Consider the following 15,000-nt stretch of genomic DNA (forward strand, 5'->3'; position numbering starts at 1 on the left):
AGAAGGAGGCTGTCGCATTAAGTACATATCCTGAGTATTTAAAGCGACAGCCCCTTTTTACATCTTATTTTTGTTTTTTCGTTCTTTTTATAAGAACTACAACTGCTGCTGCAGATATTCCAAAAATTCCTATCCACATTGCTACAGGTGCTTCATCACCTGTTTTTGCAGGAGCTGAAGTGGTAGTTCCAGGTTTCTTAGCTGGTTTATTCGTTCCTCCCTGGTTTCCATTATCCGGTTTAGGATCAGGAGCAGGGCTTGGTTCCGGATCTGGGCTTGGTTCCGGATCTGGGGTTGGTTCTGGTTCCGGAGTCGGTTCTGGTTCTGGGGTTGGTTCCGGATCAGGCGTTGGTGCAGGCTCATTTTTACCTTCTACCTGTACCTTAAACTGTCCGCTGCGACTTGTTCCATCCTGTGCAGTTACCTTTAATGTTACAATCACTTCAGTATCTTTTTCCGGTGTAATAACACTTCCATCTAATCCAATAATTCCCTCTGGATTTACCTTTTCAATTTCTAATTTAAATCCTTCTGGTACTTCTGGAAGAATAAACTCTGTTTCGTCCTTTTTGATTTCAGAAGGTACTTCCCCTCCCTCAATTAAATCATTTAATACCTCTTCAGCTGTCGGAGGAATTTCTGCCTCAGTTTTCTCAAAGTTTGCTGTAATATCCATATCAGCTTTTACTTCAAACTTATAGACATTTTCTTCACTTACCGCTTCTCCGGTTTCTGTTTCTGTCCAATTTACAAATTCAAAACCTTCTTTTGCTGTAGCTGTAGCAGTTGCTTCTGTTCCTTCTTCGTAAATTCCGTTTGCATGATCAAGAACTGCTTCCCCCATTGTTTCATCATTTATTCTTATAACTACACGATGCTGTCCTTCTTCTAAAGCTGTTCTAAATTCTGCTCTCAACGTTCTGCTCTGTTCCGCAATAAAAGTATAAACCTCTTTCGCATCTTTTACCGGCGTTGTAATTTCCTTTCCATCCTCGCCTACTGTCACATCTAACCACTGAACAAATTCACAGCCTTCTGCCGATGTAGCCGTCAGTGTTACCTCTGTTCCTGTTTCGTAAATATTTCCGGCTGTTTCCGGCTGAATAGAAACGCTTCCCAGCATTTCGTCATTGACATCTGCGTAAATCACGCAAGTATTTTCTGTTTCCCTGAAGTTAGCTGTAAGCACTGTATTTTCTGTAATTTCAAATTTATAGGTACTGTCATAACTTACAACCTCTGTTGTATCACCTTTTGTAAAACTTACAAATTCAAACGCTTCAGAAGCAGATGTAGCTGTCACAGTAATTTCTGTACCTTCTTCATACTCTTCCTGCTCTGGTTTTACAACAACACTTCCCTTCATTTTATCATTCACATTCGCCTTAAATGTAAATTTCTCTGCAACACTTACAGGTTCAAAGTTTGCTATAATTACAGTATCTGCTTTTACAGTATGAATATAAGGATTTTCTCTACTTACCTCTTCACCATTAATGGTCCAATTTACAAAGGTAAATCCCTCTTTTGCAGTTGCAGTTAATGTTGCCTTTGCTCCCTTTTCATACTCACCAGTGTCACTGTCCTGCTTTACTGTACCCATTGTTTCATCATTTACAGCTGTGGTTATTTTAAATTTCTCAGATGGTGCAGGAGCTTTTTCTGATACTCTTACACGCAGCTCTGATACTGCCATGTGTTTATCATTACCCTGATCAGAAGCTGTGTGTACACCTATGAAGCGCACATATTTTGCCTGTACCGGTTCTTCAAATCCTAAAATCATCCAGCCACTCTGCTTCTTATCTATAGTTCCTGCTGCTGCTTTCTGCCAGCTCTCACCATCCATACTATATTGAATTTCATACTCTGTTACACGTCCATTGGCTCCATTGCTTCTTGGCATATAGCGCAATGCTTCGACAACAGATGCTTCTTCCTCATCGCTTCCAAGTTTTAAGGTTATCGTTCTGTGTTCCGGTTTACCTCCCTCTCCTGTGCTCCAGTTTGTATGCCAATGCGTATTTGCTTTTCCATCAAAAGCGTATTTTACAGGGCCTTCTTCAGAAGTTCCCGGTGTATATTCGCTTCCCGCTGCCGCAGTAATTTTTTCCACCGGATAATCTTTGCTGTCATCTCCCGGAAGAACTGTTTCTTCTTCTCCCATTCTCACTTCAAAGTTCTTTGTTTTTTTATGATCCTCTGACTCTAAAATCATGCGTACTACATTTTCCTGCTTTTGCAAAATTGTAATAGATGCATTATCTTTTGTCTTTGCAGTTACTTCCACATCAGTTTCCGGTACAGAATAACTATCCAGTGCATAAGCTGCCTCTGGAAGCACACGTTCTCCTACTTTAACTTCTGCCAGCTCTGCTGTTTCATTTACTTTAAAAGAACCCTCTGCCTTTTTCAGCTCTACTTCTGTAATTGCTGTACATGGTTTTCTGTTTCCGGTATCAGCTGCATTGGCATTTACTATTTTCACTTTTACATAAGTAGCAGTAACAGGAGCCATTTCATAACGATAGGCTTTTACTCTGTCTTTTTCTTTTCCAATCTGTTCTTTTGCTTCTATTTTTTCCCATGTTCCGTCTTTTCCTGTTTCAGATACAAAAAGCTCTGTTGTTCCTGCATCTGGGAAACGAATGCTGCTGTTATCCTTTGCAAAATGAATAACAATTTCACCAATTCTCTGCTGTGTATCAAAGGTAAAGGTAAGCTCTGCTTCTTTCGTTCCCTTCTGAGAAGCATCCCAGTTGCTCCATGCAGTCTCATTTGCACCACCGTCATTATTTAATGACATCTCTGTTTTTCCGTCTTTAATAGCTTCTAAAGTATCAGAACCCTGAATATTTTGTGAAAGTTTCGCAACATTCGTTACACTGCTTCCAATTTTAATATCTTCCTTCTGTACACGGATAGATGCTGTTACCGGAATTGTTTTTCCGAAAATATCCGCTGAACCATTGACTGTCACAACTTTATCCGGCTCTTGGAAGGCTTCTGCATTTACATCTTCCCATTTTACAGGAAAAGAAGCAGATAAAACAGTTCCGTCAGGAAGCACTGCTGGTCTTACGTCCGGAAGCTGTGGTTTTACCCCTTTTTGCGTTACACCTGAATAATTCAGCAATGCTGCCACATCATCAATCATATTAACATTCACGGTAATCTTTCTCTGGCCGACTGTTCCCTCTACAGTAAAGCTGCCTGTCTTAGAAACCTGTTCATCACTGATTTTTCCCCATGTAACAGCTACGTCTTCTTTTGTACCATCAGAATACTGTGCCTCAATTTTCTCAGGCAACTGTGGTTTTGTACCGGTTTTTACATAATAAGATTTCGAATACTTATAGCTTTCAATATAACGTTCAGACGGTTCTTCTTTTATCGGCGTAGTATTAATCTTTATTGTGGAAGACTCTAAACCATCTGCTTTTGCAGTAACTGTAATTTCTCCTGCTTTTTCGGTAGACTGTACAATAGCCAAAACTTTTCCACTAAAAGCTTTTCTGTTATCCACTTTATAGGAGTCATGATCCGGGGAACTTCCATTATCTACACCTACCAGTTTTCCTGCGCCCTGTACATCAAAAGTAACGCGATTTGCTGCATCCGGCACAATATTTCCATCTTTATCTGTAACATCTACAGTAATATAGGAAAGATCTTTTCCATCTGCCTGAATGGATTTTCTGTCTGCCTTTACTGACAGCTTCGCTTCCTCTCCTGTAGTTTTTACTACAGAACGGCCCTCTGTGTCCTTAAGCACATTTCCTTTTGCATCTTTGGCAACAGCTTCCAATGTACCTGCTTCATAAGGAACCCGCCATTCCATATACAAATCTTTGTGGTTTTTCTTTCCATCTTCTAATACCTGATAACTATATCCTGCTTTTGTTGTTTCTGTTTTAAAGGTCTGCTTTCCAAGAGATTTTTTCTCTCCACCGTCTGCCGGTGTAAAGAATAATTCAACTTCTTTTGCATCAGAGTAAACCACAACAGGTACTGTTCCATCTGCATTTTTCTTTACAACATCTTCATTCCATGCCGGCAGTACGTGAAGGGTATTTACCTCATCATTCCACTGACTCTGATAGAAATAGTAGCTGTCCTTTGGAAAACCTGCTGTATCAACAATTCCAAAATAGGAATTCTTTGGTGAAGGCCATGTTCCTTTTGCTCCCGGATCTGTACCATTCCAAGGAGTCGGCTCACCTATGTAGTCAAAGCCTGTCCAAACATACTCTCCTGCTACAAAATCTCTCTGAATAACATCATACCACGCTTCACTTGCCAATGCGCCCCAGTTTACTTTTGAATTATCATAAGAAGTAAGCTGTTGTTCTGAAGTAGCTTCCTGATTTCCTGTAACAGAATAAATTCCGCGGCTGTTTACAGATGAAGCTGTTTCAGAACCGTATAACTTCCAATCCGGATGTTCCTTGTGAAGCTTATCATAACTTGCACCATCGGAATAGTTTGTCCCTGATGTACCACCGGCTGCCGTAAGTTTGTCTCCAATAGAAACCTGTTCTGCATCTCCTCGCTTAACTGCATTACTTCCAATAGTGAGTGTCTTCGTATCATCTGCTTCTTTCGCCCACTCAATTAATTTGTCTGCTCTTTCTGCGTATCCGGTTCCGCCTGCACCCTCCTGAATTTCATTTCCAAGAGACCATTCAATAACAGAAGGTGCATTCTGGTCGCGTTTCATAATAGCTTTCAAATCATATTCTGCCCATGTCATACCTTCTTCTTTTCCCAGAATGGTATTATTTTCTTCAATAGCTTTTTCAAACCATACGGAATAATCATTGTTGTTTCCGTTCTTTGCGCGATGCCAGCCATCAAACACTTCTTCAATGACTAAAATACCTTTTTCATTACAGATTTCAATTAAATCCTTTGATGCCGGATTATGTGTTACACGAATAGAATTGCATCCCATTTCCTGAAGAATTTCCACCTGGCGCTCTATGGCACGGCGATTAGCAACTGCTCCCAACGCTCCTTGATCATGGTGCATACAAACACCTTTTAATTTTACATTTTTTCCATTTAACTGAAATCCTGTTTCCGTATCAAAATTCAAATAGCGGAAACCATATTCTGTATCATAACTGTCTAAAAGCTTGTCTCCTGCTTTTACTTCTGTGCGAATTGTGTAAAGCGCCGGATTTTCCACTGACCAAAGCTCAGGATTTTTTACCGGTACAGCGGCTGAAATTTCGACTTTTTTACCTGCCCCAATCTCCTGTGCCTCTGTTGTAAAAGATCCAATTGCTTTATCCGGTTTTTCACCTTTTTTGAAGACTGTATGTGTTACTGTAACATTTTGTGCCTCTTTTGAGTCATTGATAACTGTCGTTTTTATATCTGTATTTACAGTTTTTCCTGCCTCTTTCGCCAAATTATTACTTTCCACCTTAATTCCATTTAAGTCCACATGAATATCATTGGTAGTTGTCAAACTTACACTTCTGTAAATACCGCTGCCTGAATACCAGCGGCTGGAAGGTGTCTGATGATCTACTTTTACCGCAATTGTATTTTCTTTGTCATAACTGATATAATCTGTAATGTCAAAAGAAAATGGTGTATATCCATACGGATGCATACCTACTTCTTTTCCATTTACATAAACAGTGGCATTCATATACACACCATCAAAGTCAATACGAATTCGTTTTCCCTTGGCCTCTTCCCCCAAAGTAAAATTCTTTCTGTACCAGCCTACTCCTCCCGGCAGATAGCCGCTTTCCGCTTCCAGTGACTGAGAATATTCTTGCTCAATACTATAATCGTGAGGTAAAGACAAAGTTCTCCATTTTGAATCATCAAATGTCGGACTTTGTGCATTTGACACATCCCCTAGATTAAATTTCCAGTCACTGTCAAAGTTTTGTGTTCTGACAGAATTACTCCCATAGTCCTTTACTGCTACACGTTCCGGCTCTGAACTCATCTGACTCTGAGAATCCGCTTTTACCCTAACTATTTCTTCTTTTGCATACACTGTAGGAGAAAATCCCATTCCCTGTACGGTAAGTACAGCTGCAAGTGTCGCTGCCCCAATGCGTGCCAGTCTTTGCTTTCTCATAAATGCCTCCTTTTAAAAATATTAACGACTTATTATATCGTTTCTTCTCACAGACGTATATGCAAAATCCTACACTTCTTTGTATAAATTTCAACTTTTTTCTCTTTATTTTCTATTTTTCTTATATATTTAGTGCATTTTGCACAAAACATTTTATACTATTTTTATTTCACAGGACGCAAATTCCTATACAATAAAAAATACCGTTATCAAAGCATTTCTGCTTCAACAACGGTATTTTAAGCCCCATTTCTATGTCAAAGATATGTTTTCTTAAAATGCCCAGAGCCGGAATCGAACCAGCGACACGAGGATTTTCAGTCCTCTGCTCTACCAACTGAGCTATCTGGGCATTGCATGTAAGACTTTGTCTTGCAACAACGAATTTATATTATCACATACTCTTCCAAATAGCAATAGGTTTTTTAAAAAGATTTCCGGTTGTACTCTTTCTTTTCTTTATGTATAATGAATAGTTGAAGAAAACAATACACACACTACAAAATAAAGGAATGAATTTATCATGAATATACGAAGACTTTTCGCTGTATGGAGCGCTCACTTCATAAAAACAGCCTGCCGCCTCACCGGAAAACAAGGTGCCACGCTGGCAGGAAAAGCCGCCCTTTCCATATATCCGCCTATCCTTTCTGAACTGGCAAAGGAAGTAAAAAAGGATATTTTTGTGGTATGCGGTACAAACGGAAAAACAACCACCAACAATTTATTAGCTTCTGTTTTGGAAGCAAACGGGCAGAAAGTCATCTGCAACCGCACCGGTTCCAATATGCTAAACGGTGTTGTTTCTGCTTTTGTACTCAATGCCGGTCTTTCAGGACATTTAAAAGCAGACTATGCCTGCATTGAAATTGATGAAGCCTCTACTGTTCGCGTTTTTCCTCATTTTCAGCCGGATTTTATGGTTCTTACCAATCTGTTTCGTGACCAGTTGGATCGTTACGGTGAAATCGACACTACTATGAACCTTTTATCAAAAGCCATGAAAATGGCTCCGAAAATGAAGCTTCTGGTAAACGGCGATGACTCTCTGTCTACCTTCCTGGCTCTTGATAACGAAAATGAATACGCAGCCTACGGAATTAGCCAAAAAGTATTATCTGACGAAAACAGCAGGGAAATACGAGAGGGCAGATTTTGTAAAAGATGTGGTGAGAAAATGCAGTATCATTTCTACCATTACAGCCAGTTAGGAGATTATTATTGTCCTCACTGCGGATTTAAACGTCCTCATCTAGATTTTGACGGAACAAACGTAAAGCTTGACGAGGGGATTACTTTTGACGTAAATGACTTCCATGTAAAAGCAAATTACAGAGGATTTTATAACGTTTATAACATTTTAGCCGTTTATGGCGCTGCCTCTATGGCAAATATTTCTCTTGAACATTTTAATGATGTTTTAGGAAATTTTACACCTCAATTTGGAAGAAATGAATTATTTGAAATTCAGGGTACGAAGGTCATGCTTAACCTGGCAAAAAATCCGGCAGGTTTTAATCAGAATATTTCTGCTGTTATGACAGATACCAGCTTAAAAGATATTATTATTTTAATTAATGATAACAGTCAGGATGGTACAGATATCTCCTGGCTCTGGGACGTTGATTTTGACCGTTTAAAAGATGCCAATGCAGCTTCTATTACTGTCTGCGGTATTCGTTGTCTGGATATGGCGCTTCGCCTGAAATATGTAGATATCCCCTCTGATATTGAACAGGACATTGAAAAAGCCATTGAAAGCAAAATTCAAAACGGAACGAAAAACTTGTACGTCCTCGTAAATTATACAGGACTCTACACCACACACAATCTTTTAAAGAAAATGGAGGGCAGGAAATGATGAAATTAACGATTGGACATTTATATCCGGACCTCTTAAATCTATACGGAGACAGAGGCAATATTCAGTGCATGACAAAGCGTAGTTTATGGAGAGGCATTGAAGCCGAAACTATTGAATTTTCCTTAGAAGACCATATTGATTTTTCCAATCTGGACATTGTTCTCCTGGGCGGCGGCTCTGACAGGGAGCAAATGCTGGTGTGCAACAAACTTCGCAGTATTCAACAGGATTTTAAAAATTATATTGAAGACGGCGGCAGCGTGATTGCTGTATGTGGCGGCTACCAGCTTTTAGGACATTACTATAAAACTTCCGAAGGAACTATGGAGGGACTTTCTCTTGTAGATTTACATACGGAGCAAGGAGAACCCCGCCTCATTGACAATATTGTACTGAAAAATGAAGCTTTTCCTCTCCCTATTGTAGGCTTTGAAAACCATGGTGGCAGAACCTATATCGGAGAGAACAAACCATTCGGAAAAGTTTTATACGGACATGGAAATAACGGAGAAGACCACACAGAAGGCGTTCTGTATAAAAATATAATCGGCACTTATCTGCACGGACCACTTCTCCCTAAAAATCCACATATATGTGACTATCTTCTCTCCAATGCTTTGGAAAGAAAATATGGCAAAGGAGATTTAACTCCATTAGATGATGATTTAGAAGTGAAAGCAAATCAATATATCTACAACCGTTTTGTAAAACAAGCTTAAATCAAACTGCTCTTACACATGTGGAGATGTCGCACCAAGCAGTAATCAGGAATATTTATACAATTTTGGCAAATTTACTGAGCACGCCTTGAGATTACAAGCTCAAAGTGAGCGCAAACTAAGCGTAAAATGTATAAATATTCTCGATATACACTTGTTTCCTATTTCAGCAATCGCAAAATATTATCCATGGTATACCCTAAATTATCAGCACTATACTGTCTGCTGACTGAAAAATCCTGTGGAAGTCTGTTAATGGGAAATACAGCTGTCACCCCCATCCGGTATACTTCTTTTATATTTTTATCATCTGCTCCCCCTACAACAGCAATCACTTTTTTCTCCTGTTGCTGCGCTCTTTGGGCAATTCCCATGACAACCTTTCCTCTCAGGCTTTGAGCATCCAATTTGCCCTCTCCTGTAAAAATATAGTCCGCATCGGCAATTTTCTCATCAAATCTAACTGTATCCAGCACTGTCTGTATTCCCATCTGAAGCTTTGCATTGAAAAATGCCACCATACCTGCACCCATAGCCCCTGCTGCACCTGTTCCCGGTATTTGACTAATATCCTTTCCGGTAGTTTCTGCAATAACCCGGCTCAAATTCTCAATCCCCTTATCCAACTCCTCCACACATTTTTCATCTGCCCCTTTTTGCGGAGCAAAAACATAAGAAGCACCGAAAGTTCCATACATAGGATTGTCAATGTCACACATAGTTATAATCTCAATATCTTTAAAAACTTTGTTTATTCCCTCTAAATCTATACTTTCAATATCAATAACCGTTCCGCCGGTAGGAATAAACTCTCTCCCTTCTTTATTATAAAATTTTGCGCCTGCTGCAGCGGCTGCTCCACATCCACCATCATTAGTAGCAGAACCTCCCAATCCTACAACAATTTTCTTCACTCCTCTTTCTGCTGCCGCAAGCATAAGCTGCCCCACCCCATAAGTGGTGGTAAGTCTGGGATCTTTTCTATTTTCTACCAATGGAAGTCCTGCACAGGATGCCATTTCTACTACTGCTGTTTTTCCCCCATCAATCAGTCCAAAATAGCTGTCCATATCTTCAAAATATGGATTTTTCACTTTTACCTTTATCTTTTCTCCGCCCACAGCTAAGAGAAAAGCATCTACAGAACCTTCTCCTCCATCTGCTACAGGAATTTCCAATATTTTACTGTCAGGAAAATGCTCTCTGATTTTTGCTGCAGTAATTTTGCAAATTTGAACAGAGCTTAATGTTCCTTTAAAAGAATCCGGAATTAATACAAACTTCATGATTTCTCTTCCTCCACTTTCGCCCTATGTTTCTTTTGAAACATCTTTTCTCTTATTTTATCGGATTTCCCATTTTATTTTCAAGCATTCTCTTTTATAATATGTTTATATTTGAAACAATGAGAGAAGAAAAATGTCTCTATTGTATCAAAAATTTATTTTTTTAATTTTTTTCAAAAAAGTGTTGACATATCTAATTATCTATTGTATTATAGGTATTGTCCTTGAGGGACACAGATAAACAACACTTGCGGGTGTAGTTCAGTGGTAGAACACCAGCCTTCCAAGCTGGATATGTGGGTTCGATTCCCATCACCCGCTTCTGCGCGAGTGGCTCAGTTGGTGGAGCGCGACCTTGCCAAGGTCGAGGCCGCGGGTTCGAGTCCCGTCTCGCGCTTTTATTTTTTAGAAGCTTGAATATTTAAATTCAAGCTTCTTTTATTTATTCTCTCTTTCCTGACATGGTCTGCTCTACAATACTTTTCATAGTTGCTTCGTTTAATTGACCGCTGGCATATCCGAACACTTCTCCTTCTCTTGTAATCATAAAAGTAGTCGGAAAGGCATTCACACCATAAGACATGAACACTTCGCCTGTGGTATCCATAAGTACAGGATACGTGTATCCATTTTCCTCAAGAAACGCTTTAATTTCTTCTTCAGACTTCTCGTTCCCCAGATTTGGCGCTGCCACACCTAATACAACTAAAGCATCCTCGCCTTCCGTTTCCGCAGACTCGTACAGCTTTTGAATATCCGGCATCTCTGCCCTGCAGGGTGAACACCAAGTCGCCCAAAAATTCAAAAAGACCGTTTTTCCTTTATAATCAGACAGCTTATGTGTATTTCCATATTGGTCTGTTAAAGTAAAATCAATCGCCGGCGTCAATCCGCTTTCCGTTTCCTGCTTTTCTTCTGCGTCAGCTGTTTCTTCATTTTCTTTTTGTTTCGCTTCCGCTGCTTCTGTCTTTTTCTCTTCTTCTTTTTGTTCTTCAACTGTTACAGGTGCACCGCTGGATAAATAGCCGGTCACTGCATTCATCTTTCCTGTAAACATCAAAATCCCCATAAAAATCATTAAAGCTCCGCCGATTTTCGCCGTATATCTTACAACCTTTACATGAGCTTTAAAGAATTCAAGCAGCTTTGTGGTAAAGAGTCCCACAGCTAAAAAAGGCAGCACAAATCCAATCGTATATACACCGATAAGCAAAAATCCCCATAGCTTTGTGCTGGCTGACGCTGCCATAAGCAGTACACTGGTAAGAGCAGGTCCTACACAAGGCGTCCATGCAAAGCTAAAGGTAAATCCCATAATTAACGCTGTAATCGGTGACATGGCAAGAACATCTAATTTAAAAGGCAAACGTCTTTCCTGTCCCAAAATACGGCTGGTTCCCAAAACTCCCAACTGATACAGCCCAAAAAGGACTACCAGTATACCGCCAATTCTGGCAAATAAAAGCTGATTGCTTTTAAAGAAGGTTCCAATCGCCGATACGCCCAATCCTAGCAGGAAAAAAGCAAAACTAATTCCGATTACAAAGCAAAGCGTATTCAACATTACTTTACGTCTTTTAAAATATATTTTTCCATCTTTGCCTACTGTCTGCGTTCCTCCTGACAAATAGCTGATATACAAAGGTATCAGCGGCAGTACACAAGGTGAGAAAAAACTCAATAATCCCTGTAAAAACACAGTCAACACCGGAACACTTACGTCCAATGAAAATCCCATATTTTCTACTCCTTTATTTTGTTTTTCCTCATTGTATACGAAAATAGTCCTGTATGTAAAGAAGAATTTAAGAAATCTTCATAAGCTCCGACATAATACAGGCCCCTCTTGCTCCTGCCTTCTGAATTTCAGCAATCTGCCGTTTCTCCAGCCGTATTCCTCCAATGGCATAAACAGGTATGTCCACAGCCTGACACACCTCTTTTAAAAAGTTCAGGCCTCTGGGCGGTAAATCCGGCTTACAGCCTGTCTCATAAATATGCCCTGCCGTAAGATAGGTTGCGCCCAGCTTTTCTGCTTTTTTTGCCTCTTCCACCGAATGTATGGATGCTCCGATAAGGTCAAAGTCTCTTTGTCCATCCTCTTTATTCAGCTCTTCTAATTTCCACAAGGGCAAATGAATATTTCTGACTCCTGCCTTTTTCGCTTCCTCATAAAAGGTATGATAAATACAAGTTACCTGATATTTTTCGCAGATTTCTTTTACCTCTTGTCCTAATTTTCCATATTCACTTTCGCTTAAATCTTTTTCTCGTAAAATCAATGATTGCGGTCTATGTCTGCATACAATTTCTATCTGCTCCGGAAAAGGGCGGGTACACAGCTTTCGATTTGACACTGCAATTACATTCTGAAATATTTCTTCTCTACACATACACATAATCCGCCATAACCGGCTGCAAATTCAATTTTTCCAAATCCTCATATACCTGCTCCACAGAACGAGTATCGGAAATCTCAAACTGCTCGTCACCCTTATCTTCCATTTCTTCTACATGCTCTCCAATTCCTGTGCTGACGCCGGCAGAAATCTTATTGGCTGCAATCTTCATCAAGTTATCTCTTACACGCTCACATTCCCTTGTAGACACGGTAATACTTGCAAAAGGCATAAACAAACGATACGCACATACCACCTGTAAAAGCTGTTTTTCATGAACGTCCATAGGATTAATTTTATCATTGTTGATAATCGGACGCAGTCTGGGACAGGAAAAAGCGATTTCTCCATGAGGATATTTTTTCTGCAAAAGCCATCCGTGTATTCCTGTGGCAAAGGCGTCTTTTCTAAAGTCGTCCAGCCCTAAAAGCGCACCAAACCCCACACCTCTCATACCGCCCTTCAAAGCTCTTTCCTGAGCGTAAAATCGATAAGGGAATATCCTTTTATGCCCTGCAAGATGAAGTGTTTCATACTTATCGGAGTTATAGGTCTCCTGAAAAACAGTCACATAATCAGCTCCGCACTTATGCAGATAAGCATACTCATCTGCATTTACCGGATAGATTTCAAGACCAATAACGCGGAAATATTTTCTGGCAATTTTACATGCTTCTCCTATATATTCTACTGTAGATTTACTCCTGCTTTCTCCTGTCAGAATTAAAATTTCCTGTAATCCGCTTTTAGCAATTGCAGCCATTTCCTGCTCAATTTCCTGTGCATTTAACTGTGCTCTTTTTATCTTATTATGGCAGTTAAAGCCACAGTATATGCAATAATTTTCACAGTAATTTGCAATATAAAGAGGGGTAAACATAGCCACAGAATTGCCAAAATATCTTTCCTTTTCTACCTTTGCACACTGGGCAATTTCTTCCAGCAAAGGCAAGGCTGCCGGTGACAATAACGCCGCAAAGTCCTCCGGTGTTTTTCTTTCGTGAGACAATGCTCTCTTTACATCTGCTTCTGTGTAAGTTTCATAATTGTAATTCTCTACATAATTTAAAACCTTATCTAAAATATCAGACTCCAACACCTCCATATCCGGCATATATTTCATGTGGTCAATCCTGTTTTTCTTCTGATGCTCCTTGATTTCATCACTTAAAATGCTTTCATTTATATGATTTTCTGCACTCATTTTCCTTCTCCTAATCTTCTAAATATCCAGTAAGCGGTGAAGATGCACTGCCGCCTTTTTCTTTTACTCTGCCAAGGCCTGACAAGTACGCACTTCGTCCTGCTTCCACTGCATTTTTAAATGCCTCTGCCATAAGAGGAACATCTCCGGCTGTTGCAATGGCTGTATTTGCCATAATTGCTGTTGCTCCCATTTCCATTGCTTCACATGCCTGAGAAGGTCTTCCGATGCCTGCATCCACAATAATCGGCAGCTCAATTTCATCGATTAAAATCTGAATAAATTCTTTGGTACACAGCCCTTTATTCGAACCGATAGGTGCTCCAAGAGGCATAATACAGGCAGCTCCTGCACTTACCATATCTCTGGCTGCGTTTAAATCAGGATACATATAAGGCATTACAACGAACCCTTCCTTAGCCAGAATTTCTGTTGCTTTTGCTGTTTCATAATTGTCGGGAAGCAGATATTTACTGTCTCTCATAATCTCGATTTTCACAAATTCGCTTTGACAGATTTCTCTGGAAAGACGGGCAATACGAACAGCTTCTTCTGCATTTCGTGCCCCTGATGTATTAGGCAAAAGCGTTACATTCTTTGGAATATAATCTAAAATATTGGCAAGTCCTCCCTCATTTGCACGGCGAAGCGCCATGGTAACAATCTCTGCTTTTGCCAGCTCCACCGCTGCCTGAATTAATTCCAGAGAATACTTCCCTGAGCCCAAAATAAATCGTGATTGAAATTCGTGATTTCCTAATTTCCATGTATCTTTTTTTGTTTCCATTTTATATATCCTCACTTTCAATAATTAACTTTGTAATCAAATTTGCCTGATGTGCTGCACAAAGAGCAACACGAGGCGCCATAAGCCCCCTGCCCGGCACAGACTGGGAAACTCCGTCTCCACAAATATAAAAGTTTTTTCCCACCTTGCGTGTCTGTATCTCATTACTTTTTCCATATCCTGCCATGCCGTTGCCTGCCACCAGCACTTTATCGGGAAAATATTCCCGAATTCCGTTTACCAGCATTGCTTTCTGCTCTGCACGGTCGAAGGCTTCACAAATATATTCATCTTTCTGAAATAGCTGAGGAATATCCTCCCCCTTTACTTTCCTGCAATCTGTCTGAATATCCAAATACGGATTAATGTCCAGCAAAATTTCTTTCAAAGCCTCTGTTTTTTTCATACCAATATGTCTGAGAAAATAATACTGTCGGTTTAAATTCGTCAAATCCACCTCATCAAAATCCAGCAGATGCAGATGTCCAACACCAATTCTGGCAAGAGATACGGCTATATTAGAGCCTAATCCCCCAAGTCCTGCCACCGCAACCTGTGCTCTCCATAATTTTTCCTGCACAGCGGTTGAATGACGGCTGCAAAGAGCTTCCCAGATTTCTCTTTCTTCCACTTTA

The 15,000-nt window shown here is 40.0% G+C and carries 9 protein-coding genes and 3 tRNA genes; 4 read left to right on the forward strand and 8 right to left on the reverse strand.

Annotated elements, in window-relative coordinates; translation table 11 throughout:
- Nucleotides 1-64 precede the first annotated feature (64 nt).
- Both BQ7352_RS01115 and BQ7352_RS01120 read right to left on the reverse strand, forming a co-directional pair.
- The gene (locus BQ7352_RS01115; RefSeq protein ID WP_242948495.1) at nt 65-6,106 is read right to left on the reverse strand and encodes an InlB B-repeat-containing protein; all 6,042 of its coding nucleotides are present in this window, start codon (nt 6,104-6,106) and stop codon (nt 65-67) included.
- Between the two features lie 279 nt (nt 6,107-6,385).
- Nucleotides 6,386-6,458, reverse strand: a tRNA-Phe gene (locus BQ7352_RS01120).
- Nucleotides 6,459-6,629: 171 nt separating this feature from the next.
- Here BQ7352_RS01120 and BQ7352_RS01125 point away from each other — a divergent pair.
- Together BQ7352_RS01125 and BQ7352_RS01130 are read left to right on the forward strand one after the other, a co-directional pair.
- Complete coding sequence (locus BQ7352_RS01125) at nt 6,630-7,967, forward strand: MurT ligase domain-containing protein (RefSeq protein ID WP_072446233.1); 1,338 nt, start codon at nt 6,630-6,632, stop codon at nt 7,965-7,967.
- Nucleotides 7,967-8,689 (forward strand): type 1 glutamine amidotransferase, encoded by a 723-nt coding sequence (locus tag BQ7352_RS01130; RefSeq protein WP_200791356.1) that lies wholly within the window; start codon nt 7,967-7,969, stop codon nt 8,687-8,689. Before BQ7352_RS01125 ends, BQ7352_RS01130 begins: the two co-directional genes overlap by 1 nt.
- A gap of 161 nt (nt 8,690-8,850) precedes the next feature.
- On the opposite strand, the gene BQ7352_RS01135 is transcribed toward BQ7352_RS01130, so the two are convergent.
- Nucleotides 8,851-9,975, reverse strand: coding sequence for a glycerate kinase family protein (locus BQ7352_RS01135; protein WP_072446238.1), 1,125 nt, complete (start codon nt 9,973-9,975; stop codon nt 8,851-8,853).
- Nucleotides 9,976-10,225: 250 nt separating this feature from the next.
- On the opposite strand from BQ7352_RS01135, the gene BQ7352_RS01140 reads away from it, so the two are divergent.
- Both BQ7352_RS01140 and BQ7352_RS01145 read left to right on the forward strand, forming a co-directional pair.
- Nucleotides 10,226-10,296 (forward strand) — tRNA-Gly (locus tag BQ7352_RS01140).
- Between the two features lie 3 nt (nt 10,297-10,299).
- A tRNA-Gly gene (locus tag BQ7352_RS01145) sits at nt 10,300-10,372 on the forward strand.
- A 45-nt stretch (nt 10,373-10,417) separates the two neighbouring features.
- Here the strand turns inward: BQ7352_RS01145 and BQ7352_RS01150 are convergent.
- From BQ7352_RS01150 to thiF, 5 genes are all read right to left on the reverse strand, one after another.
- The gene (locus BQ7352_RS01150; RefSeq protein ID WP_072446240.1) at nt 10,418-11,713 is read right to left on the reverse strand and encodes a redoxin domain-containing protein; all 1,296 of its coding nucleotides are present in this window, start codon (nt 11,711-11,713) and stop codon (nt 10,418-10,420) included.
- A gap of 67 nt (nt 11,714-11,780) precedes the next feature.
- Nucleotides 11,781-12,368, reverse strand: a complete 588-nt coding sequence (locus BQ7352_RS01155) for a thiamine phosphate synthase (protein WP_072446242.1) — start codon at nt 12,366-12,368, stop codon at nt 11,781-11,783.
- Nucleotides 12,361-13,578 (reverse strand): 2-iminoacetate synthase ThiH, encoded by a 1,218-nt coding sequence (gene thiH, locus BQ7352_RS01160; RefSeq protein ID WP_072446244.1) that lies wholly within the window; start codon nt 13,576-13,578, stop codon nt 12,361-12,363. Before thiH ends, BQ7352_RS01155 begins: the two co-directional genes overlap by 8 nt.
- Nucleotides 13,579-13,588: 10 nt before the next feature.
- Nucleotides 13,589-14,365: a thiazole synthase gene (locus tag BQ7352_RS01165; protein ID WP_072446246.1), complete on the reverse strand. Its 777-nt coding sequence runs from the start codon at nt 14,363-14,365 to the stop codon at nt 13,589-13,591.
- A 1-nt stretch (nt 14,366) separates the two neighbouring features.
- Nucleotides 14,367-14,996 (reverse strand): sulfur carrier protein ThiS adenylyltransferase ThiF, encoded by a 630-nt coding sequence (thiF, locus tag BQ7352_RS01170; RefSeq protein WP_072446248.1) that lies wholly within the window; start codon nt 14,994-14,996, stop codon nt 14,367-14,369.
- Nucleotides 14,997-15,000: the final 4 nt, after the last annotated feature.

Source organism: Blautia sp. Marseille-P3201T, assembly GCF_900120295.1.
Lineage (GTDB): Bacteria > Bacillota > Clostridia > Lachnospirales > Lachnospiraceae > Blautia.

Bases quoted from the DNA above. Each gene is read 5' to 3' on its own strand.
- BQ7352_RS01115 (WP_242948495.1), bottom strand. From the start codon at position 6,106: ATGAGAAAGCAAAGACTGGCACGCATTGGGGCAGCGACACTTGCAGCT.
- BQ7352_RS01125 (WP_072446233.1), top strand. From the start codon at position 6,630: ATGAATATACGAAGACTTTTCGCTGTATGGAGCGCTCACTTCATAAAA.
- BQ7352_RS01130 (WP_200791356.1), top strand. From the start codon at position 7,967: ATGAAATTAACGATTGGACATTTATATCCGGACCTCTTAAATCTATAC.
- BQ7352_RS01135 (WP_072446238.1), bottom strand. From the start codon at position 9,975: ATGAAGTTTGTATTAATTCCGGATTCTTTTAAAGGAACATTAAGCTCT.
- BQ7352_RS01150 (WP_072446240.1), bottom strand. From the start codon at position 11,713: ATGGGATTTTCATTGGACGTAAGTGTTCCGGTGTTGACTGTGTTTTTA.
- BQ7352_RS01155 (WP_072446242.1), bottom strand. From the start codon at position 12,368: ATGTGTAGAGAAGAAATATTTCAGAATGTAATTGCAGTGTCAAATCGA.
- thiH (WP_072446244.1), bottom strand. From the start codon at position 13,578: ATGAGTGCAGAAAATCATATAAATGAAAGCATTTTAAGTGATGAAATC.
- BQ7352_RS01165 (WP_072446246.1), bottom strand. From the start codon at position 14,365: ATGGAAACAAAAAAAGATACATGGAAATTAGGAAATCACGAATTTCAA.